At 41.2% G+C, this 20848-nt stretch carries 17 protein-coding genes and 2 riboswitches; of the genes, 12 read left to right on the top strand and 5 right to left on the bottom strand.

Annotation, left to right across the window (positions count from 1 at the left end):
- The first annotated feature begins 55 nt into the window (after positions 1 to 55).
- The 3 genes from BrL25_RS07535 to BrL25_RS07525 all read left to right on the top strand — a co-directional run bounded on the left by BrL25_RS07535 (position 56) and on the right by BrL25_RS07525 (position 3691).
- Entirely contained in the window at positions 56 to 1690 is a 1635-nt protein-coding gene (locus tag BrL25_RS07535; RefSeq protein ID WP_035311886.1) for a PTS transporter subunit IIBC, read from the top strand.
- A 1-nt stretch (position 1691) separates the two neighbouring features.
- Complete coding sequence (locus tag BrL25_RS07530) at positions 1692 to 2477, top strand: endonuclease/exonuclease/phosphatase family protein (RefSeq protein ID WP_018670362.1); 786 nt, start codon at positions 1692 to 1694, stop codon at positions 2475 to 2477.
- A 158-nt stretch (positions 2478 to 2635) separates the two neighbouring features.
- Entirely contained in the window at positions 2636 to 3691 is a 1056-nt protein-coding gene (locus BrL25_RS07525; RefSeq protein WP_018670363.1) for a copper amine oxidase N-terminal domain-containing protein, read from the top strand.
- Between the two features lie 170 nt (positions 3692 to 3861).
- On the opposite strand, the gene BrL25_RS07520 is transcribed toward BrL25_RS07525, so the two are convergent.
- The 4 genes from BrL25_RS07520 to BrL25_RS07505 form a co-directional block, all read right to left on the bottom strand.
- Positions 3862 to 4374 (bottom strand): cupin domain-containing protein, encoded by a 513-nt coding sequence (locus BrL25_RS07520; RefSeq protein ID WP_018670364.1) that lies wholly within the window; start codon positions 4372 to 4374, stop codon positions 3862 to 3864.
- A gap of 66 nt (positions 4375 to 4440) precedes the next feature.
- Positions 4441 to 5100, bottom strand: a complete 660-nt coding sequence (locus BrL25_RS07515; RefSeq protein WP_018670365.1) for a methylthioribulose 1-phosphate dehydratase — start codon at positions 5098 to 5100, stop codon at positions 4441 to 4443.
- Positions 5097 to 5774, bottom strand: coding sequence for a 2-hydroxy-3-keto-5-methylthiopentenyl-1-phosphate phosphatase (locus BrL25_RS07510; protein ID WP_018670366.1), 678 nt, complete (start codon positions 5772 to 5774; stop codon positions 5097 to 5099). The genes BrL25_RS07515 and BrL25_RS07510 overlap by 4 nt, the downstream gene beginning before the upstream one ends.
- Positions 5771 to 6985, bottom strand: a complete 1215-nt coding sequence (locus tag BrL25_RS07505; RefSeq protein WP_018670367.1) for a 2,3-diketo-5-methylthiopentyl-1-phosphate enolase — start codon at positions 6983 to 6985, stop codon at positions 5771 to 5773. Before BrL25_RS07505 ends, BrL25_RS07510 begins: the two co-directional genes overlap by 4 nt.
- An 84-nt stretch (positions 6986 to 7069) precedes the next feature.
- Positions 7070 to 7198, bottom strand: a riboswitch (SAM riboswitch).
- Between the two features lie 222 nt (positions 7199 to 7420).
- Positions 7421 to 7543: riboswitch (SAM riboswitch) on the top strand.
- A 10-nt stretch (positions 7544 to 7553) separates the two neighbouring features.
- Between BrL25_RS07505 and BrL25_RS07500 the strand changes: the two genes are divergently transcribed.
- The 7 genes from BrL25_RS07500 to BrL25_RS07470 all read left to right on the top strand — a co-directional run bounded on the left by BrL25_RS07500 (position 7554) and on the right by BrL25_RS07470 (position 17556).
- The gene (locus BrL25_RS07500) at positions 7554 to 8216 is read left to right on the top strand and encodes a DUF1722 domain-containing protein (protein WP_018670368.1); all 663 of its coding nucleotides are present in this window, start codon (positions 7554 to 7556) and stop codon (positions 8214 to 8216) included.
- Between the two features lie 22 nt (positions 8217 to 8238).
- Positions 8239 to 9465, top strand: a complete 1227-nt coding sequence (gene mtnK / locus BrL25_RS07495) for an S-methyl-5-thioribose kinase (protein ID WP_018670369.1) — start codon at positions 8239 to 8241, stop codon at positions 9463 to 9465.
- Positions 9466 to 9590: 125 nt separating this feature from the next.
- Complete coding sequence (locus BrL25_RS07490) at positions 9591 to 10160, top strand: GNAT family N-acetyltransferase (protein WP_018670370.1); 570 nt, start codon at positions 9591 to 9593, stop codon at positions 10158 to 10160.
- A 56-nt stretch (positions 10161 to 10216) separates the two neighbouring features.
- Positions 10217 to 11980 (top strand): ABC transporter ATP-binding protein, encoded by a 1764-nt coding sequence (locus BrL25_RS07485; protein WP_018670371.1) that lies wholly within the window; start codon positions 10217 to 10219, stop codon positions 11978 to 11980.
- Positions 11977 to 14091 carry an ABC transporter ATP-binding protein gene (locus BrL25_RS07480; protein ID WP_018670372.1) on the top strand — a complete coding sequence of 705 codons (2115 nt, stop codon included), beginning with the start codon at positions 11977 to 11979 and terminating at the stop codon, positions 14089 to 14091. Before BrL25_RS07485 ends, BrL25_RS07480 begins: the two co-directional genes overlap by 4 nt.
- Positions 14092 to 14166: 75 nt before the next feature.
- Positions 14167 to 15369, top strand: a complete 1203-nt coding sequence (locus BrL25_RS07475; protein ID WP_018670373.1) for an MFS transporter — start codon at positions 14167 to 14169, stop codon at positions 15367 to 15369.
- Between the two features lie 270 nt (positions 15370 to 15639).
- Complete coding sequence (locus BrL25_RS07470) at positions 15640 to 17556, top strand: heavy metal translocating P-type ATPase (protein ID WP_018670374.1); 1917 nt, start codon at positions 15640 to 15642, stop codon at positions 17554 to 17556.
- Between the two features lie 92 nt (positions 17557 to 17648).
- Here BrL25_RS07470 and BrL25_RS07465 read toward each other — a convergent pair whose 3' ends face one another.
- On the bottom strand, positions 17649 to 18380 hold the full coding sequence (locus BrL25_RS07465; protein ID WP_018670375.1) for a polysaccharide deacetylase family protein: 732 nt from the start codon (positions 18378 to 18380) through the stop codon (positions 17649 to 17651).
- A gap of 136 nt (positions 18381 to 18516) precedes the next feature.
- Here BrL25_RS07465 and BrL25_RS07460 point away from each other — a divergent pair, with 136 nt between their 5' ends.
- A complete protein-coding gene (locus BrL25_RS07460) occupies positions 18517 to 19326 on the top strand; it encodes a DUF2797 domain-containing protein (protein ID WP_018670376.1) in 810 nt (269 codons plus the stop codon).
- Between the two features lie 185 nt (positions 19327 to 19511).
- Entirely contained in the window at positions 19512 to 20819 is a 1308-nt protein-coding gene (gene alr / locus BrL25_RS07455; RefSeq protein WP_018670377.1) for an alanine racemase, read from the top strand.
- Positions 20820 to 20848: the final 29 nt, after the last annotated feature.

Raw genomic sequence — 20848 nt, 5'->3', positions numbered from 1 at the left:
TATGTTGATAAAAATACTTATATAAGTATGTAGGGGGGGAGTCACAGTGAGAAATATGGCATCTTTTGATTTTTGGCAAAAGCTTGGGAAAGCTCTTTTAGTAGTAGTTGCTGTTATGCCTGCTGCGGGGATTATGATTTCTCTAGCCAAGCTGATTGCGATGGCAGGAGGAGATGTAACCTTTATTGTCAGATTTGCCCACGTGATGGAGGAAATAGGGTGGGCTGTAATCGGTAATCTTCATATTTTGTTTGCAGTTGCTATTGGTGGTTCATGGGCAAAGGAGCGGGCAGGTGGTGCATTTGCTGCACTGATCGCTTTTATCTTAATCAATCGAATTACGGGTGCAATTTTTGGAGTAAGTACAGATATGCTATCTAGTTCTGACGCTACTGTCTCCTCCTTATTTGGAAAAGAATTACTAGTAAAAGACTATTTCATTTCATTTTTAGGTGCCCCTGCTCTTAACATGGGTGTTTTTATCGGTATTATTTCTGGTTTCCTAGGAGCTGTTATCTTTAATAAGTACTATGATTACAATAAACTTCCGGCATCGTTAGCTTTCTTTAATGGGAAGCGATTTGTTCCGTTTGTCGTTATTTTTTGGTCCGCTGTAACCGCTATCATTTTGGCTACTATTTGGCCGTCTATTCAGGGAATTTTGAATGATTTCGGAAAATGGATTGCTTCTTCTAAAGACTCAGCACCTGTTATTGCTCCCTTTATCTTTGGAATGTTAGAGCGCTTGTTGCTACCATTTGGATTGCATCATATGTTGACTGTTCCGATTAACTACACCCAGCTTGGGGGTACATACACGTTGCTTACTGGTACCAGTGCGGGTCAAGTAGTGGCAGGTCAAGATCCATTGTGGCTTGCTTGGGTCGCTGACTTGAACAATCTACTTTCTCAAGGAGATACAACGGCATATAACCAATTGCTAAATAGTGTGACGCCAGCGCGTTTTAAAGTAGGTCAGATGATTTTATCAACGGCGTCACTGCTTGGAATTGCGTTAGCTATGTATCGCCATGTGGACATCGAGAAAAGACCAAAATACAAATCCATGTTTTTCTCTGCTGCTTTGGCCGTATTTTTGACTGGGGTAACAGAGCCTATCGAATTCATGTTTATGTTCGCTGCACCTCTTTTGTACGTGGTTTACTCGATTTTAACTGGGATTAGCTTTGCGATGGCTGATTTCATTCATCTACGTCTACATTCCTTTGGATTTATCGAGTTGCTGACAAGAACACCAATGGCGATACGGGCAGGAATGATACAAGACATTATCAACTTTGCGATTACATGCCTTGTTTTCTTTGGATTGAATTTCACTGTCTTTCATTTTTTGATCAAAAAGTTTAACTTCCCTACTCCAGGTCGCGCTGGAAATTATACAGACGAGGAAGAGCCATCTACAAACCAAGAGCAATTGAAGAAAACCACTACTGGTGTTGCAGAAACGATTGTTCAGCTATTAGGTGGAGAAAATAATATAGAAGATGTGGATGCATGTATGACACGTTTGCGGGTAACAGTCAAAAATATAGAAGATGTGGCTACGGAATCCGAATGGAAAAAGACAGGCTCGCTTGGACTTATTTTAAAAGATAAGGGAGTTCAGGTTGTGTATGGTCCGAAAGCGGATGTGATTAAATCAAGTGTCCAGGATTATTTAGGAGTCTAATATGAGGTTATTAACACTGAACTGCCATTCGTGGCAAGAGTCTGATCAGCATACAAAGCTAGTGGAACTAGCAGATACTATAGTAGAACATGCTTACGATGTTATCGCTCTACAGGAAGTGAGTCAATCGATTGGTGCTGTTGTGATTGAGGATCATATCAAGGCTGATAACTATGCTTATCTTTTATTACAAGAGCTTCAGAAGCGAGGGCTAGACGGTTATCGGATGATCTGGGATTTTTGTCATATTGGATATGGGGTATATGAAGAAGGAGTAGCTCTATTGACCAACCTCCCAATCAGGGATCAGAACGCATTCTATGTGTCTAAGCATACAGATACGTCATATTGGAAAACCCGCAAGGTTGTGCAAGCTACTGTGGAGTATCATCAGAAGTATATTTCATTTTTTTCCTGTCATTTCGGATGGTGGGAGGATGAAGAGGAACCTTTTTTCGATCAGTTTGAACGTTTGATAAAGCGGATTGATAAAAATGAACTTACCTTCTTGATGGGAGATTTTAATAATCATGCCGGGGTGAGTGGAGAAGGATATGACTGTGTAAAAAGGCATGGCTGGTACGATACGTTTCTACTAGCTCAGGTTCAAGATGAGGGCAGCACGGTTCAGGGGAAGATTGCTGGATGGGATTGCAATCAGGAAGGCTTGCGGATTGATTATATCTGGGTAAATCAGCCTGTTTATGTTCTAGAATCCAAAGTTATTTTTAACGGTATAAACAAACCAGTCATATCTGATCATTTCGGAGTAGATGTCATGATTTGATGCCAAAAACCAAAGTCTTGATTCATTAACAATCGGGCTTTGGTTTTTTTATTTTTATTTTTTTTATCTTTTCCTGAAACGTTTGTGAAAAACACCTCGTCAAAGAGTGTGAATCAAACAAAATGGAAATTTTGTTAATGAAAATGGAGGTATCCACAATGAATAAAACTTTTAAAATGTTAAGTGCTGCTCTGGTTACCGCTGTGGTGGCTACCAGCTCCATTTCAGCTTATGCCGCTACCCCACAACTAACACAAACAAACAATGTACTAACAAAACCGGCTTCTAAGCATGCTGTTTATGTAAATGGTAAAGTAGTAGATGAGAAGCTAAATGTATACGCAAATAAACAAAATGTACTAATGATCCCATTGCGTACGATTTCTGATCAACTAGGTTATCAGGTTACCTGGAATGCAGAAACCAAGAGTGCTGAATTGCAAAAAGGCGCACAATGGACAGCGGTTGCGGTGGGAAAAGATCAATACAGTGTAAATAAAATGTACGTGCAATTAGGATCAGCTCCAGAGTCTAAAGCAGGAGTAACCTATGTACCAGTTTCCTTCTTTGATAAAGTGCTTCATCAACAAGTAATTGTCGAGGGTGATGGGACAATTAAGATTGGCGAACAAGTACAAGGAGTTACGAAAAAAGGTAGTATTACTAACATCTCTATTGAAGAAAAAGATGCTTCTATCAAAGGTGCCATCATGGTGAATGGGTTCACGAATGGTGTACGTCTAAACATCACAGACGAGACAAGCATCGTTAATCAGGATGGTAAACAGCTTACAATAGCTGATTTGAAATTGGGTCAAGAAATTGAAGCTGAGCATGGCATGGCTATGACTATGAGCATTCCACCAATGACAAATGCAGTGAAAATCGTGGTAAATGATAAAATGGATACTCCTGAGGTTCTAGGAACAGTTGGTGAAGTCGTTGAAGCGAAAACATTAACAGATGGAACCATTCAGGTAGTGATTAAAGGCGAGAAGCTAAATGACAATTCCTTTGAGATGATTGCGCTAAATTTAGCAAAAGATACCCCGATTATCGATGCAAAAGATAATAGCGAATTAAAAGCAGAGGACTTGCGTAAAGGGACAAAAGTCTATGGATTCTATGGTCCTATAACAACAAAGAGCTTACCAGCAATTGGGCAAGCAGTAAAAATTGTGGTTGAGGAGGAGTCCTTGATTCAGCCTAAATAATTCGTGTAAGGTACTGTAGAATAGTAGACTGAAAATAGAATGGATAAGAAAAACGCTTGGACGGATGGTCCAAGCGTTTTTTTATGTTTAATGAAGAAATAAATTTGAAGTTAAATGGTAAAGCTGCAAATGTTAATTCACGTTCGTTTGAAGCTCTCTTTACAAATCTCCTAGTAAATCGCTTCCCAACCCGCAGGAGTTACAAACAGACGAATCGCAATAATTTTTCGATCCTCCATTAAGGTGAAATAGTGTCGATATGAAGATGGAACGGAGATTAAATCACCAGGGGATAGCTCTACATCAAAGTAGCGACCATCTGTACCTAAAATAGCAAAAATACCATGACCATCTACACAGAAGCGGACTTCATCATCCGTGTGATGATGTTCTTTGACGAAGTTCTCTAATTTTTTATCTAACTCTGGTGTTTTGTCGCTTAGCACAATTACGTCTGCTGTAGTGTAGTTGCGACGTTCACTAATATCTTGTATCTCTTTTTTGAAGGTCTCTAAAATTTGTTGTTTTTCTGCATCAGTTGGCGCGTAATTACTTCGTAAAGCAGGATCTAATCGATCTACACCCCAATATTCGTAGATAACATCCTGCGTGGTTAAAAAAGCTTGAACTGCTTCTGTACCTTCAATATATTCATTTGTATCGTGAAAACGTACTTTTGCCATGGCGAAAGACCCCCTTGTGTTTTAAATCTTATGAATTATTCATTTATTTAATTAGGATAATTTACATTAAATAGCAATGCCAGAAGCTTGCGAAGATAAATTACTTACTTGCAGTAAGCGTAGTTGATATTCAAATAGAAATTCAAAAGCTTCTATATGTCTCTTTGCTTCAAAATCATTACGACCCCATGCATATATTCCGTGGTTACGAATTAACACGCCGGGTACATCAGGCCTTATCGCCTCTTTAATGGCTGCTGCTAATGTAGGGATATCTGCATAGTTTTCGACAATAGGGACGTTAAGTAGAGCGTTCTCTTCCCAAATGCCTAGTCCCTTGATCAATTCCTGACCGTGAATACTAAAGCTTTGCTTTTGGGCGTACAATTCGGAAATCACATTGTTCGCTATCGTATGCACATGGAAGCAAGCGCCAGCATCGGGAATGCTTTGATAGACAACAGCATGCACTAAGGTTTCCGCAGACGGCTTCAAATTGGTAGGCTCTACGGAACTAGAGTTGCTGTCAACGATCAGGTAATCTTCTGGCGATAATTTTGTTTTATCTTTGCCACTGGCGGTCACAGCAAATTGTAAGGGTACATCGCTGATTTTAATAGAGAGGTTTCCACTAGTGCCCGGAAACCAGTCTCTTCTAGCAAACGTTAGCTTTACTTCATCTAGTTTTTTAAAAGCGGCGGTGCGCTGTTCAAGTGTTGTTGTCATAGCACAATTCCCTCCTGTTTGGCCTGAATGGCTTTAATAATTGAAATCACATCATAAAAAGTAGTAAATGGTTTATGTGATAAATTTTCTTCCTCACATTTTTCTAATAGGAAGGAACGGGCAATGACAAAGTCAGCAATTCGAGAGCCTGCTAAGTCAGTAATACTGTCCCCAATGACAACACGCGTATAGGCCGTAGCATCATAGCTTCTAATAATGGTAGTTTTACACATTCCACAATCTGTTTGGCAATGCTCATCGCAGGTATGCGGCCACGTAATTTTTATGCTCTCTTTGCTAAAATCACTGCCATTGCAGTAGATTGGACCATCCAACTGAAACGGAGCCAGAATCGGGTGAACAAAGAAATCAATACCTCCGCTTGTAATGAGCAAAGTCACATTTTCTTGACGACAATATTCCACAAACTCGGCAAAACCAGGGCGGATACTGGCATTCTTCACAGCAAATTGAGTAATTTCGTGTTCGAGTGAAGAGGGAAGTAGGGAAAAAAGCTTTCCTACCCCTTCTCTAATGGTTATTTTTTGCGTCAAAATCTGTTCGGTTAATTCTTCCCAGCCTGGGGGATGAAAATGGCGCATGATTGCTACAATGTTGTCTTTTTCTGTAATAGTTCCATCGAAATCGCAAAAAAGCACAAGTTGTTTTGTCATGCAAGACCTCCCCATTTTTCTAGTGCGAGTCGCAGTTCTTCAGAGTCGGCAGCTGCCTTAGTAAGACTAATTCCATTTACGGATGCATCAATAGCGGCACGGAACGCTCGACCGCCTGCTGTTGCTCCTAGTGGGTGCCCATGAATACCGCCGCCTGCGTTAACCACCTGATCTAGACCAAAGTCAGCGTACAACTGTGGAACCAATCCAGGATGAATACCTGCCGATGGAACGGGGAAGGCAGGTTGTAAGGTACCGTATTCTCCAACTAAATGATTAGCTAGCTGATTAGCCTCTAGCTTATCTAATGCAACATTTCCGTATGGAGAAGGGAACAAGACCAGGTCAGCCCCAGCTAAACGCAATAGATTACCGAGTAAGAGCGGAGCAGCTATGCCGTAATCAGGACTAGGATAATAAGCGCCAGCGAGTGCAGGATGCGCCATGATTGGTACCTGAATGTCCGGATCTTCTGCTAAACGTTGCAAGAGATCGAAGCCGAAAGCAAGCGCATTAAACAGGAGGCAAGAAGCACCTGCATCAATTGCTTGTTTCGCCCGCTCAATAAGCTGTGAGCTAGGTCCTGTAAGGTTAGCGGCATACAAGACAGGCTTACCGGTTTGTTCCGCAATTTCATCTGAAATGGCTTTGAAACGTCTGATGCGTTGGATAAACGGAGCTTTATCATCAGCAAAGAAAATTTCGTCATCCTTTATCAAATCAAGGCCACCTTCTGCTTGTGCACGAAACTGAACCTCTAATTCCTCTAGTGATAAACCTGTGCATGACTTAAAAATACTCATTAATAAAGGGCGATCATGCACACCGGTTATTTTTCGTATACCTTTTATGCCAAATTTCGGACCCTTAAAGCCTTGTAAAAAGGCAGGGGGAAGTTGAATATCCACTAGCTTGATTTTGCCATCCATTGATAGCTTGCCGAATACCCCTGTAAGAAGAGAAGGGATATCTTGTGTAAAGCATATTGTTGGATAACTAATAGTGATAAGACCTCGTGTTTCACCTGATGAGGTAGATTCGAGAGGAGCTACATGTGCTACTTCACCTAAATAGGCACGTAGTTGCTCTTGTTTGGCCAGAGGAAGGTCTGTCCATGAGCCTACTGTCATACCAACTGCAATACCTTCCGCTTTTTTTTGTAAATCCTTTGCTTGTGTTAAATAGGTTACGAGGATTCGATCTGTACTCATGGATGACCTCCTTATAGGTAGAGAATTTATCAACTAAAAACGCCCCCTTCAAGAGAAGGAGGCGTCTGATAGACAGATCTTCTTCTCTTATCTCTCACATAAACCAATAAAGCAAGATTATGTGTAGGATTTAGCACCGTTTCGCATCGTTATACCGATACGAGGGTTGCCGGGCATCATAGGGCCAGTCCCTCCGCCTTCTCTCAATAAGAGCTAAATAATTGTTGTAGTTGTCAAAAAAGAAGCTGTTTCTTGGAGACCATCTTATCCCTTTTTATAAAATGCGTCAACCCTTTTATAAATAAAATCTGAGTTGAATAAATTGTTTGACATAAATGGTTTACCTGTGTATATTTCTACTAACGATTCATTTTGAAGCTTCGTTACGTAGGATAAGAACCTGCATTCACTTACAATTACATATAACTTTTGGATACCTTATCCAGAGACGGTGGAGGGACTGGCCCGATGAAACCCAGCAACCGACACATAGCCACTAGCTTGGCGTGTGCACGGTGCTAATTCCTGCAGAGACATTAAAATTCTGGTAGATAAGGGGGAACGTTTAATGAATATGGCATGTAAAAACGACCTCTTTTCTTCGGAAAAGAGGTTTTCTTTTTCTTTGGTAAGCAAAGCATGGTGTGAACAGATATGGGCAGAGCACAAATATTGGGTCATGATGAGGTGTTATCAAAAATATAAGCAGATATCACAAGCATTTCGGGATCAATTAAAATTGACACGAGAAACAGGCGAGCGAGATTGGAGTATATTTGCAGAGCATTTGTTACATGAATTCCAGAAGATCAGGGAATTGCCTATTGATTCAGGCAATGCCTGCAATGCTTTGAGCCATGCATTCGGTCATTTACGCGGTAAACTTAGTGAACAAGAAAGCGGGTCCTGGCATGTATTATTACAAAGGAGCTGGGAGGAAGCCCATCGCATCTTGTTCTTACTTACTATGGAATATGGTGATGATTATTTGTCACGATCCCGCATATTTTCACCAGATGTTCCTAGCAGTCATACATGGATTCGTTTTCGGGGCAAGGACTTTTTTATTGAAAAGGATTTGGGGCGATGGAATATTCTTGAGCCGAGTGAAGTCTGGGAGCGAGTCGGTGTGTATCAGGTTAACCTATTGACCAAGTATCGCTTATTAGCAAATCTAGGAGGAATCGTCCATCCCTTGGCACATTACGATCAATACATCAACCGATACTAGTGATAAAAAGGAGAGGGAAGATATGGGTTATCAAGCGTTATCGGTTCAAGAAGCCATTTTATACGTACAGAATCAGGGAACGATTTTTACACAAGACGCGTCTCTTGTTAGCCAAGAAATTGGTGATGGAAATTTAAATTTGGTCTTTAGAATAACGGATGAAGCGACCGGTAAAAGTGTCATTGTGAAGCAGGCCTTGCCCTATGCTCGCGTCGTTGGCGAATCGTGGCCGTTAACACTAGATCGATCGCGAATTGAAGCCGAGGCGCTCAAGATTCAGCGAGAGCTAGTAGGGGATTTAGTACCTGAGGTATACCATCACAATTCGGAGCTTGCCTTGACGATTATGGAGGATGTCGGTGATCATAAGCTACTCCGTGCAGGTCTAATTGATGGAGAAGTGTATCCACATTTCGCTAGGCATATCGGAACTTTTCTGGCCCATACCTTGTTCTTTACCTCTGATCTTGGGATACACCCCTTTGCTAAGAAGGCTAATGTGAGCAAGTTCATTAATCCAGAGCTATGTAAAATTACCGAAGATCTTGTATTTACTGATCCTTATGTGGACCATGAAACCAACGATTTTAATCCACTTATTCGTCGAGATATAGAAGCAATATGGGAGAATCAAGCATTACGTCGAGAGATTGCTAAGCTAAAATACGGTTTTTTAACACGAGCAGAAGCTTTGTTGCATGGTGATCTGCATACAGGTAGTATTTTTGTCACCCAAACGAGTACAAAGGTGATTGATCCAGAGTTTGCTTTTTATGGGCCGATCGGTTTTGACATTGGGGCGGTAATCGCTAATCTTATCTTAAATTATGCAGGTCAATACGGGCTGCAAGCGGACATAGAGAAACGGGAGAGCTATCGTTTTTATTTATTGGATACGGTAGAAAACGTATGGAATGAGTTTGTATCGAAATTCGTTCGTTTGTGGCATAAACAAGCGGAGGAGCGTAGTGCGCGTGTTCCCGATTTTTGGCAGGACTATGTATCTCAAGTCTTACAAGATACGGCAGGATATGCTGGATGCAAAATCCTGAGACGTGTGATTGGATTGGCGGGTGTGGCTGACTTAAATAGAATTGAACAAGTAGAGATTCGAGCAGAAGCAGAAAGACTTGCTTTGGAGATTGGTCAATCCCTCATTATCAATCGTAAGCATTTTACAGAAATCACAGATATAACTGCGAGCGTACGAGATATTGCCGCTGAACGGGAACGAGTTTTTCAAAAGTAAAATGGTATCGAAAACAGAGTCATCTGCTGTCCTACTAAATAGGGCAAGCAGGTGATTTTTGTTTTTAAGAGAATTAATGTTCAACCTATTGGAACAATCAGGGGCAAAAAAGAGGGAGGAGAAGTATGAAGAATATCGTGATATCACCTGATTTGGAACTAAAGGAAGTCCGTATTGAGGATGCAGTAGTCACCTTTGCTTTAATAGAAAAAAATCGAGATTATTTACGGGAGTTTTTACCGTGGTTAGATAATGTACGAGATGTAGAGGATTCAGAAAATAATATTCGTTTTGCCATTCAACAAGCAGCGAATATGCAAGGAACGCATTATTCGATTTGGTATAAAGGCCAAATTGCAGGGAGAATCGCCGCCAATTATATCGAATGGAATCATCGTAAAACGGTAATTGGCTACTGGCTAGGAGCCGAATTTCAGGGGAAGGGCATCATGACGCAGGCAGTACAAGCATATCTTGACTATTTGGTATTTGGGAAGTGGAATCTGCATCGAGTAGAGATTGCAGCAGCAGTACAAAATGAGAAAAGCCGTGCTATCCCTGAGCGACTTGGTTTTCAATTAGAAGGAATTATCAGAGGGAATGAATGGTTGTACGATCATTACGTTGATCATGCTGTGTATGGAATGCTACAGCAGGAATGGAAACAACAAAAAGGAGAGAGGGAAACGACATAATCCCTATTCTGAAATTGATTGAATTTTGAGATTTATAGGGAAGAAGGTGTTGAAGAGTGAGTTCATTTCGACAATTAGCATGGTTTTTTCAAAGACATTGGAAGCGATATGTCTTTGCCATTAGTGTACTGATTATTATTGATATCTTATTATTATTGCCACCACGTATTATTGGCAGTTTAGTCGATGAAATTCGAAACGGACTACTAACCCATAAAGGCTTAGTAATGATGGTCGGGATACTAGTAGGGATCGGTATTTTGTTATATGTACTCCGGTATTTGTGGCGTTATTTGTTGTTTGGTGGCTCACTTACGCTAGAAAAGACGCTGCGAAATCACTTCTTTCAGCATTTAAATCAAATGTCACCAAGCTTTTTTCAACGTCATCGAACAGGTAACTTAATGGCCATTGCAACTAATGATATTCCAGCGATCGAAACAACAGCTAGTATAGGGGTTTTAACCTTGGTCGATTCCATCTGTATGACCTTGCTAACACTTGGAATCATGCTGTTTGCGGTAGATTGGAAGTTAACACTCGCAGCCTTGTTGCCTATGCCGTTCCTGGCTTGGTCTACCGCTTATTATGGTAAATTGCTACATGAGCGCTATTATCTAGCACAAGAAGCGTTTGGCAAAATGAACGATCATGTGCAACAGTCGATATCTGGTGTACGTGTTTTACGTTCTTTTGTCCAGGAAGAAAAGGATGTAGAAGCATTTCAGGATGTTAGTGAAGACACCTTAAAGAAAAATGTCAATGTAGCAAAAATTGATGCGCTGTTTGAACCTACTGTGGCTATTATTATTAGCTTTAGTTTTTTAATTGCATTAGGGTACGGTTCTTTATTGGTGATCAGCAGTCAGATATCCTTAGGGGAGCTAGTGGCTTTTCAGCTCTATCTTGGACTATTGATTTGGCCCATGTTCGCATTTGGGTACTTAATGAATGTTTTACAACGGGGGAGTGCATCGCTCAAACGTTTATACGAGCTATTAGGTGAACCTTCTGATGTAGTAGAGGTAGCTGATGCTGTTACTCATGTGCCTTTAGGTACAGTAGAGATGCGGGATTGTTCCTTTACTTATCCACAAGCACACCGACCAGCATTGCAGCACATTTCCTTCACACTAAACAGTGGGGAGACGCTTGGTATTGTTGGGAAAACGGGTAGTGGTAAATCGACCTTATGTAGAACCTTACTGCATCAATATCCGGTTGAATCCCAACAAATATTTTTCTCTGGAATTCCCATTGAACAAATATCTTTGAATACAGTACGTGAAAAAATTGCCTATGTTCCACAAGAGCATATGCTATTCTCACGCACGGTCAAGGAAAATGTAGCATTTGGTGTTACAGAGGCTAATGACGCTGATGTGGAGCAGGTGCTTCGACAGGCGGAGATGCTAACAGATTTACAGCACTTATCACATGGTTTAAAAACGGTTATAGGGGAAAAAGGAGTCATGCTATCCGGTGGGCAAAAGCAGCGAATTTCTATTGCTCGTGCCCTATTAACTGACGCAGAAGTATTGATTTTAGACGATTCCTTATCGGCTGTAGATGCTAGGACGGAAGAGAAAATTATTCGCCATTTACGTGAAGCGCGTCTGGGGAAAACCACGATTATTACAGCTCATCGTTTGTCTGCTGTTGTCCATGCACATCACATTCTTGTGTTAGATGAAGGATTGGTTATAGAAGAAGGAACCCATACCGAACTGATGATCAAAAACGGCTGGTATGCCCAGCAATATCATCGTCAGCAGCTGGAAGAGCAGGTGTCAGGTGCGGAAGGAGGGATGCTAGAATGATTCAGGCTACTACCGAAATCAAACAGGGAGTATCGAAGCGATTAATCAATTATGCCAAACCCTTTCAAAGAAAAATAATTGTCGCTCTTTTCCTGTTAATCGTAGGAACAGCGGCCGATCTAGCTGGCCCGTTAATTGCTAAGGTGGCAATAGATAACCATATTTTAAGTATCCAGAAGAATTGGTATTTTGTAAAACCGGGTGATGCATCCCAAGCCACTGGAAATTCTTTTGAGAAGAGTGTGACTCTGTCCTTACCAGCTAAGGAAGCTTCCACATTAGTTCGTGAAGATTGGATTCCAAAAAGGACGGATCTTGATCAGTATCAGCTAGCACAAATCCTTGCTCAGGATAAAGAATATTATGTAGTATCGCCTCCAGTATCTACTGAGGGGAAGCGTAGCTTTTCAATAGATGCCTCCAATCAATCCGAACGGCAATTGTATCACATTCAGGTGGAGAACAAAGGAAAAATAGATCAAACAACAGGATATTTGTTGACGCCTGAGGAAGTAGAAAGTCTTTATATCTACGATCATATTCCCTTGTTTGGTCTGTTAGGTGGCTACGCAGGCTTAATTTTACTTTCAGCAGGGTTAAATTATATCCAGCTACTTAGCCTGCAAACGATTGCGCAGCGCATTATTCAGCGTATGCGTATTGACGTATTCACTCATTTGCAGAAGCTACCGATCTCTTTTTTTGACAAAACACCTGTAGGTACTATGGTCTCCCGGATTACAAATGATACCGAGGCAGTACGTGAGTTGTATGTAAGTGTAATGGCCAGCTTTGTGCAGAATGGTGTATATGTGGTTGGTATCCTACTCGCTTTATTTGTATTGGAACCTTCTTTAGCTTGGGCATGCATCATATTTGTCCCCATTCTGCTACTCTTGATTAAAACCTATCGGCATTACTCTTCCAAATTATTTGCTACCATTCGATCCAAGCTAAGTGAACTAAATGGGATGCTAAACGAAATGATTCATAACATGTCCATCGTGCAGGCTTATCGAAAAGAGGAAGAGATTCAGGCAGAATTTGCGGAGATCAATCAGGCATATTTTATAGGAAGAAAGAAAGAAAACCACTACGAGGCTCTGCTACTACGTCCAGCGGTCGATCTGCTAGAGAAGATCATGTTGACCTTGGTGATTTGGTATTTTGGCGCTACTTCTTTAACAGAAGTAATATCATTTGGAGTCTTATATGCGTTTGTTGATTATGTTACTAGATTCTTTGAACCAATTAATATGGTGATGGAACGCATGGCTCATTTACAGCAGGCATCGGTTTCTGCGGGGCGCGTATTCGAAATCATGGATACAAAAGCGACAGAAGAGTCGGGTAAAGAACAGATGGAGCGACCAAAAGGCGAAGTTGTATTTGATCATGTATGGTTTGCTTATCATGACGATCAGTATATTTTAAAGGATATTTCTTTTTGTGCCGAACCAGGTCAGACGATCGCATTAGTAGGGCATACGGGTTCTGGGAAGAGCTCACTAATGAACGTACTGTTGAAGTTTTATGAGTATCAGAAAGGGAGTATCACAATTGATGGGGTCGATTTACAAGCTATTCGTTCAAGCTCATTACGCCAACACGTAGGGATGGTATTGCAGGACCCGTTTCTTTTTACCGGGGATGTGAGCTTTAATATTCGACTCTATGAGGATAATATTAATGAAGAAAAGGTGCGAGAAGCGGCAAAAGCGGTACATGCTGATGAATTTATTGCTCAATTAGAGAAAGGCTATCACGAAGATGTTGTGGAACGTGGTGCGACGTTATCGTCTGGACAGCGTCAATTAATCTCCTTTGCCAGAGCATTGGCAGCAGATCCAGCAATCCTTGTATTGGATGAAGCAACAGCTAGCATTGATAGTGAGACAGAATCGGCAATTCAAGATGCATTGAAGGTCCTAGCACAAGGAAGAACAACTTTTATCATTGCGCATAGATTGTCAACCATTCAAGAAGCGGATGTCATATTGGTATTGTCGCAAGGAGAGATCGTCGAGCAGGGTAACCATGAGGCGTTAATGGACAAACAGGGCATCTATTATAAAATGTATCAACTTCAACAAGGGAAACCTATAAAGTAAACTGTGAAAAAGTAGAGGGTTGTGGAAGAGTAGGGATACGGTGTATGATCTTCTAATGGAAAGGAGATCGCATACATGAAATCTTCGCGCTTTACTTTTACAACATTGCTCGTAGTGGTCTTTATTGCTGGTATTACTCAGGGATTAACGCTCCCATTGCTTGCTATCTTGTTAGAGGAACGTGGCATTTCTGCTGTATCTAACGGTTTTAATGCTGCTGCTCTTTATGTCGGAATGTTCATTATGTCACCATTGATGGAAATCTTTTTACGAAAATGGGGTTATCGCACATGTCTATTTATTGGACTTGTACTGGTAACATTCTCAACATTGTTACTTCCATTGTTTACATCGCTTAGTGTATGGTTTGTCCTCCGCTTGATAATGGGAATGGGCGATTCTGCTCTGCATTATACCAGTCAGATCTGGGTGACGGCTACATCTACACCAGAGCGACGTGGGCGTGATCTTTCGCTATACGGTCTTTCTTATGGGGCGGGCTTTAGCGTAGGACCTTTGGCAATCAATTTAATGCCGTTTGGCTTGTGGGCACCATTTATGGCACTTGTTGCTTGTAACCTGGTGGCTTTCTTCATGTTGTTACAAATTCGTAACGCCTTCCCACCTGAAGTAAAAGCAAACGATGGGAAAAAGGTTGTTAAATCAAGAGAAAAGTACAAGATGGTTATTCAAATGACATGGCTGGCTTTGATTCCAGCTTTCCTATACGGCTTTATGGAAACGACGCTCAACGGTAGTTTTCCGATCGCGGCCTTACGTTCAGGAATTTCGGCAGAATCAGTTTCCATTATTTTGCCATCATTTGTAGTAGGTAGTTTATTCTTACAGTTGCCACTTGGTACATTAAGTGACAGAGTAGGACGCAAAAAAGTCATGATGTGTTGTGCAATAGGAGGCTGCATCGCGTTTATGCTGTTCCCATTAGCAACATCCTCAGTACCACTAATGATGCTGTTATTAGCTGCAGCAGGAGCAGCGGTGGGTTCGTTCTACTCGCTTGGATTAGCGTATTGTGCTGATATCTTACCACAAGGCTTAATTCCGATCGCGGGAATTATTGCAAGCATGAATTTTAGCGTAGCAAGTATTATTACACCGAGTGTGAATGGATTCTTAATTAATTATGTTTCCCCAACTTCAATCTTTGTGGCAATGGGTGCCATGTTCATTGTTTTCTTCCTCGCAGCTATTTTCTTCCGCCCAGAGAAAGCACGTGTTACATCTATTCAAGAGTTTGAAGGAATGGAAATGAAGTAGGATAAATGAGACCTAGCGATAGTAGCTAGGTCTTTTTTCTTTTCCAAAATTGTCCTTGACGCTTTGCAAAAAAGAATTATACTATGATTGTAATGATTATTAAAAAGTTTGCCTGATTCAATTATATTCACCTATGGAAAAATGCATAAAGCCGCATGAACGCTGTTACCTTCGGGTAGCAGCTTCGTTTGTTTTTAGAGGAATTTTAAGTATGATTCTCTTTCTCAACAGAGTACGTTTCTAACCAAAAAAGAAAGAAGGGTGATTGGTATGTTACAAAAAGGAAGTATGATTCTTTCAGGTTTGTGTGTTCTGATTAGTTGGCTGTGGGGGAGTATCGCAGGGATTGATCCAGCCTGGATTGCCATTGTGGTATGTGGAGTTCCCATTGCACTTACAGCGGGTAAGGAATTATGGACACAACGACGCCTAAATAGCGATGTGTTGGTTACAATTGCCATCATTGCTGCTACCTGTATTGGGGAGTTATTAGCTGCTGCTGAAGTAGCCTTTATTATGATGATTGGCATGTGGCTAGAAGAAAAGACAGTGGCGAAAGCGACTTCAGCTTTAAAAGAAATGGTAGAAATGGCTCCCGAACAGGCACGGGTAATGCGGGGAGGACAGTGGATTGAGGCAAAGGCAGATTCAGTGCTAGTAGGTGAACTGGTCCTGGTAAAACCAGGTGAGAGGATACCAGTAGATGGAATTGTAGTAGCTGGTCAGGCTGCGATTGATCAGGCGATTTTAACAGGAGAATCCTTACCTGTCGAAAAGCGACAAGGGGATGAAGTATTCGTAGGCACTACCAACACAAACGGCTCTCTAGAAATACAAACCACTCGTGTTGGTGAAGAAACAACGTTTGCTAAGGTAACGCGATTGGTAGAGGAGGCGATGGAGAAGAAAGCGCCTGTACAGCGTTTGTTGGATAAATGGGCAGTATGGATTGTAGGGGCTAGTTTATTATTGGCGATTCTTGTGTATCTGGTTACAAACGATATGGTTCGTTCTGTTACAGTTCTAATCGTCTTTTGTCCATGTGCTTTGGTGCTGGCTACTCCGACAGCGATTATGGCAGGGATAGGAAACGCAGCCAAAAACGGCATTTTAATTAAAAGTGGTGTAGCACTGGAGCAGTTAGGTTCTATTAATACGGTACTGTTTGATAAAACAGGTACGCTAACAAAAGGGGCATTGTCCGTTGCTGGGATTGCTCATGCAGAGCAAAGTGCCCAAGAGGTTATTCGTTGGGCTGCGGCTTTAGAACAACATTCAGAGCATCCCATTGCTACGGCTATTTTACATCAGGCAAAAAAGTGGGAATTAGAATTACCTGCTGTAGAATCCTTTATTATGCATGCTGGTAGTGGAATTGAGGGGATCGTTGAAGGCAAACGAATCTATGTGGGCAATCCTTCCTTTATTAAGGGAATGGGAATAGCTCTTGAACAGATGCAGAGCTTGCTTACAACCAAAGAAAATGAAGGGAAGACGAATGTTCTCATTGCATCGGAGCACAAGCTACTAGGAATGATTTCAGTATCAGATCAACTTCGCCCTGAAGCCAGAGAAACAGTGGAACAATTAACAGGAGCCGGTGTTGAGGTAGCGGTTGTCACTGGAGATAACAGTGGAGCGGCTCGGTTTATGGCAGAGCAGTTGGGAATTACGCAGGTGTATGCTGAACAAATGCCCGACATGAAGTATATACAAGTAGAGCGCCAGCTCAAAGCCGGGCGTAAGGTAGCGATGATTGGCGATGGGATTAATGATGCACCGGCGCTAACGTTAGCGGATGTAGGGATTTCAATGGGAGTACATGGTACACAAATTGCTGCTCAAGCGTCTGATGTGGTATTGATGTCAAATGATCTACGTAAGATTGCTGATGTCATGCGTTTGGGCCAAAAAGCTGTGCAAGTAATACGGGAAAATTTAATCATTTCTACAGCTATTAACAGTGCTGCTATCCTGCTTGCTTTATTAGGTGTGTTAGGTCCGGTATTCGGTGCGTTCGTGCACAACATCACTTCGGTATTAGTGGTAGTAAACTCTGCCAGACTAATCGGTTTTTTGTCTAGACATAAAGGCTCTCGTCCATCTTCACCGCATCATGGAGCGCATTCATCAGCCGGGTATTCTACTGATACAATAAAGTTCCATTCTGTAAATAAGTATATTTGATCTTAAAAAAGAGCAGATGGGAGCATTACAAGGGATAATGCAACGATCATGTTATCCCTTGCAGTCTACATCTGCTTTTTTATGCACTCTTATCAACGAACTTTATTTCCCTCGTCCAGCAATTGACTTACAGTAACGAACTTGTAGCCTTTAGAGCGTAAATCAGTGATAAGCTCCTGTAAGGCTTTTAATGTTTGCTTTTGATTCATCCCACCATCGTGGAATAGGATGATGTCGCCTCGTGAGGTATGCTTTTTAACACTATTAACAATAACAGATGAGGTGCGAGCTAAGGACCAGTCCCGCGGATCAACTGACCAATAGATGATATCATAGCCCGACAATTGAACAGCACTCATTACATCGGTGGTAATCACACCCCCAGGCGGACGATAGTATTGGGGGAGGACTCCTGTAGCCTTGTAAATGGATTTTTCTGCTTGTTTAATTTCATCATAAATCTCTTGTTCGGTTAACTTGTTTAGATCGTAATGATGATATCCATGATTTCCGATTTCGTGTCCAGCCTTTTTTATCCACTGCATAATGACAGGATATTTATCAGCCTGGGAGCCAAGGACAAAGAATGTGCCAAGAATCCCGTTCTTATGCAGAGTTTCTAGAATACGAGGTGTATAGACTGGATCTGGGCCATCATCAAATGTTAAAGCAACCACCTTTTTTTGCGTTTCAATACGGTGGATGGGTTCATAGGCCATTTGATTAGCAGTAAGTCCAAAAGAACCCCATAAAATTATCCCTAAGCATGCTAAACCTATGAGGGCAAGGCAGCATGTGAAGCGCCTTGCCAATCGCTTCCTCATGTGAAACCACTCCTTTCTCTAGTCATTCACTTTCCTTAGGGTGACCGAACAGGGATAAGAACATGCTGGAAGAAAAGCGCAAAGTTTGTTGGATATGATATCATGGAGGCAAAACGTTAAGCGTGAGAGGAGTGACATGACGTTGGAAAGAAGCGGCTTGCTGCATGGACTAGCACATACCTATCAAGGAAAAGAACAACCTGTCGATTATTATCTTCATATAGATGAGGACAAAATAAGCCTGAATGAGTGGATTGGACAACAAATCTCTATTCAGTATGATGGACAAAAAAATTGTATTACTTGTGGACGCAAAACCAACAAAACCTTTAACAGTGGGTATTGCTATCCTTGTTTTGTTAAATTACCAGAAAACGACCTTTGTATTGTAAAACCGCATGAATGTCATTTTGATCAAGGAACCTGTAGAGACAAAAGCTTTGGAGAATCGCATTGCATGATTCCGCATTATGTATATCTTGCGCTCTCCAGCGATGTCAAAGTGGGACTGACTCGCAAAAACAATGAGTTAAGACGTTGGGTAGATCAAGGGGCCATTCGAGCTATTCCAATTGCGGAGCTTCCAACTCGTCGAATGGCGGGAGAGCTGGAGGTGCACCTCAGCCAATTCATGCCAGACAAAACAAACTGGCGCAAAATGTTAAAAGGTGAAGTAAAAGAAGCGGACTTAATTCAAATTCGTGAAGAAACTTATGAGAAATTTCCTGAAGAGTTTAAGCCATTCCAATTGCGTGAAGATGAGTGGGTAGATATCACCTATCCAATCTTAGAAACATTGTCCAAAATTAATTCTTTATCCTTAGACAAGCTGGAATGTGTTTCTGGAAAGCTACTTGGTGTAAAAGGTCAATATTTAATTATGGATATTGGAGTATTCCAAGTACGAAAGCATGCTGGTTATCAAGTAACGGTGAAAACGGGATAAACGATGGTAACGGCAAAAAGCCATGATCGTAGAGGTCATGGCTTTTTTCTGTGCTCGAATACTTATACTTCAGCTTGCTTCTTTATATTTTTCGTGAAAAATATCGCATGATGTAGGACTATTAAATGGATATTGTGAAAGAAAGACTCACATACTTTTTGAAAAAAGTTATGAGGTGTTTTCTAATGGACAAATTCTATCGGGATACGTGGGTAGAGGTCAATTTGGACGACATACGAACGAACATACGAACCTTTCGAAAGCATATTCCTGAAAAAACTCAAATCATGGTGGTAGTGAAAGCAGATGCTTATGGACATGGCTCCGTAGAAGTAGCAAGAGAAGCTCTAGCGGCAGGTGCTACCGCTTTAGCGGTTGCGTTTCTAGATGAAGGTATTGTTCTAAGAAAGGCGGGTATCACGTGTCCAATACTAATCTTAGGGTACACGCCTATAAGAGCAGTGCAAGAAGCATATGAATGGAATATTTCGTGTACTGTGTTTCAAACGAATTGGCTAAAAAGAGCTGAAAAAATAATAAGTAAGAAACAGGGAAAGAAGAAGGTCAACAACCATGGAGACAAATCTGAAGATAAAAACGAAGATAAAAATGAAGATAAACCTGAAACCGAGAATACCAAAGATAAGAAGGAAATATCTACTCAGGAGCGTAAACGTTTGTCTGTTCATATTAACATTGACACAGGCATGGGAAGGATTGGAGTAAGGACAAAAAAAGTACTTCTTTCTGTCGTGAAGGGTGTCAATAAAAATGATGTTTTTCAATGGGATGGCATTTATACTCACTTTGCCACGGCTGATTCACGGGATATTACCTACTTGAATCATCAATTTGAACGGTTTCAAGACTATTTGGAATTTTTGAGGGAAAAAGGGTATAAGCTACCTGCTATTCACTGCTGCAATACTGCGGCTGCGATGACCCATCCTGAGTGGGGATTTAGTTATATACGATTGGGAATTGGAATGTATGGTTTATACCCATCTGTCTATATAAAATCTTTACATATACTTAACCTAGAACCTGCCCTTCAAGTAAAAACCCGTGTTTCAAATGTTAAGTTTATGCAAAAGCCGTTTGGCATAAGCTATGGAGTTACCTATATCGCTACACCAGGGGAACAGATTATTACTCTGCCGATCGGTTATGGAGATGGTTTCTCACGTTTGCTTTCGAATAAGGGAAGTGTCCTATTACAAGGCCAACGATTTAGCGTGGTAGGTAGGGTAACGATGGACCAATGTATGGTAAGTGTGGATAAAATAAAGGCAAAAGTAGGAGATGAGGTTGTTATTTACGGTCGATCTGGCAAAGAAGAGATAACGCTTGAAGAAGTAGCCGAACTAATAGGAACGATTAATTATGAGGTAGCGTGCATGCTTAATTATCGATTACCTCGTGTATATACCAAACAGCATAAAGTCGTCTCAGTACGTAATTTATTAGAGTCAATAAATTCTAAGCCAATGTAAAACATATTGAGAACTAGCAGATCAGATAC

The organism is Brevibacillus laterosporus DSM 25, from assembly GCF_002706795.1.
Classification (GTDB): domain Bacteria; phylum Bacillota; class Bacilli; order Brevibacillales; family Brevibacillaceae; genus Brevibacillus_B; species Brevibacillus_B laterosporus.
Note: the sequence above shows the minus strand (reverse complement) of the source record. Positions and strands in the feature narration are given on the sequence as shown.

What these genes read in the sequence shown, in the direction of transcription:
- mtnK (WP_018670369.1), top strand. Translation starts at nt 8,239, where the DNA reads ATGGGTTATCAAGCGTTATCGGTTCAAGAAGCCATTTTATACGTACAG.
- BrL25_RS07460 (WP_018670376.1), top strand. Translation starts at nt 18,517, where the DNA reads ATGACGTTGGAAAGAAGCGGCTTGCTGCATGGACTAGCACATACCTAT.
- BrL25_RS07515 (WP_018670365.1), bottom strand. Translation starts at nt 5,100, where the DNA reads ATGACAACAACACTTGAACAGCGCACCGCCGCTTTTAAAAAACTAGAT.
- BrL25_RS07505 (WP_018670367.1), bottom strand. Translation starts at nt 6,985, where the DNA reads ATGAGTACAGATCGAATCCTCGTAACCTATTTAACACAAGCAAAGGAT.
- BrL25_RS07480 (WP_018670372.1), top strand. Translation starts at nt 11,977, where the DNA reads ATGATTCAGGCTACTACCGAAATCAAACAGGGAGTATCGAAGCGATTA.
- BrL25_RS07500 (WP_018670368.1), top strand. Translation starts at nt 7,554, where the DNA reads ATGAATATGGCATGTAAAAACGACCTCTTTTCTTCGGAAAAGAGGTTT.
- BrL25_RS07535 (WP_035311886.1), top strand. Translation starts at nt 56, where the DNA reads ATGGCATCTTTTGATTTTTGGCAAAAGCTTGGGAAAGCTCTTTTAGTA.
- BrL25_RS07530 (WP_018670362.1), top strand. Translation starts at nt 1,692, where the DNA reads ATGAGGTTATTAACACTGAACTGCCATTCGTGGCAAGAGTCTGATCAG.
- BrL25_RS07490 (WP_018670370.1), top strand. Translation starts at nt 9,591, where the DNA reads ATGAAGAATATCGTGATATCACCTGATTTGGAACTAAAGGAAGTCCGT.
- BrL25_RS07520 (WP_018670364.1), bottom strand. Translation starts at nt 4,374, where the DNA reads ATGGCAAAAGTACGTTTTCACGATACAAATGAATATATTGAAGGTACA.
- BrL25_RS07470 (WP_018670374.1), top strand. Translation starts at nt 15,640, where the DNA reads ATGTTACAAAAAGGAAGTATGATTCTTTCAGGTTTGTGTGTTCTGATT.
- BrL25_RS07510 (WP_018670366.1), bottom strand. Translation starts at nt 5,774, where the DNA reads ATGACAAAACAACTTGTGCTTTTTTGCGATTTCGATGGAACTATTACA.
- BrL25_RS07465 (WP_018670375.1), bottom strand. Translation starts at nt 18,380, where the DNA reads ATGAGGAAGCGATTGGCAAGGCGCTTCACATGCTGCCTTGCCCTCATA.
- alr (WP_018670377.1), top strand. Translation starts at nt 19,512, where the DNA reads ATGGACAAATTCTATCGGGATACGTGGGTAGAGGTCAATTTGGACGAC.
- BrL25_RS07525 (WP_018670363.1), top strand. Translation starts at nt 2,636, where the DNA reads ATGAATAAAACTTTTAAAATGTTAAGTGCTGCTCTGGTTACCGCTGTG.
- BrL25_RS07475 (WP_018670373.1), top strand. Translation starts at nt 14,167, where the DNA reads ATGAAATCTTCGCGCTTTACTTTTACAACATTGCTCGTAGTGGTCTTT.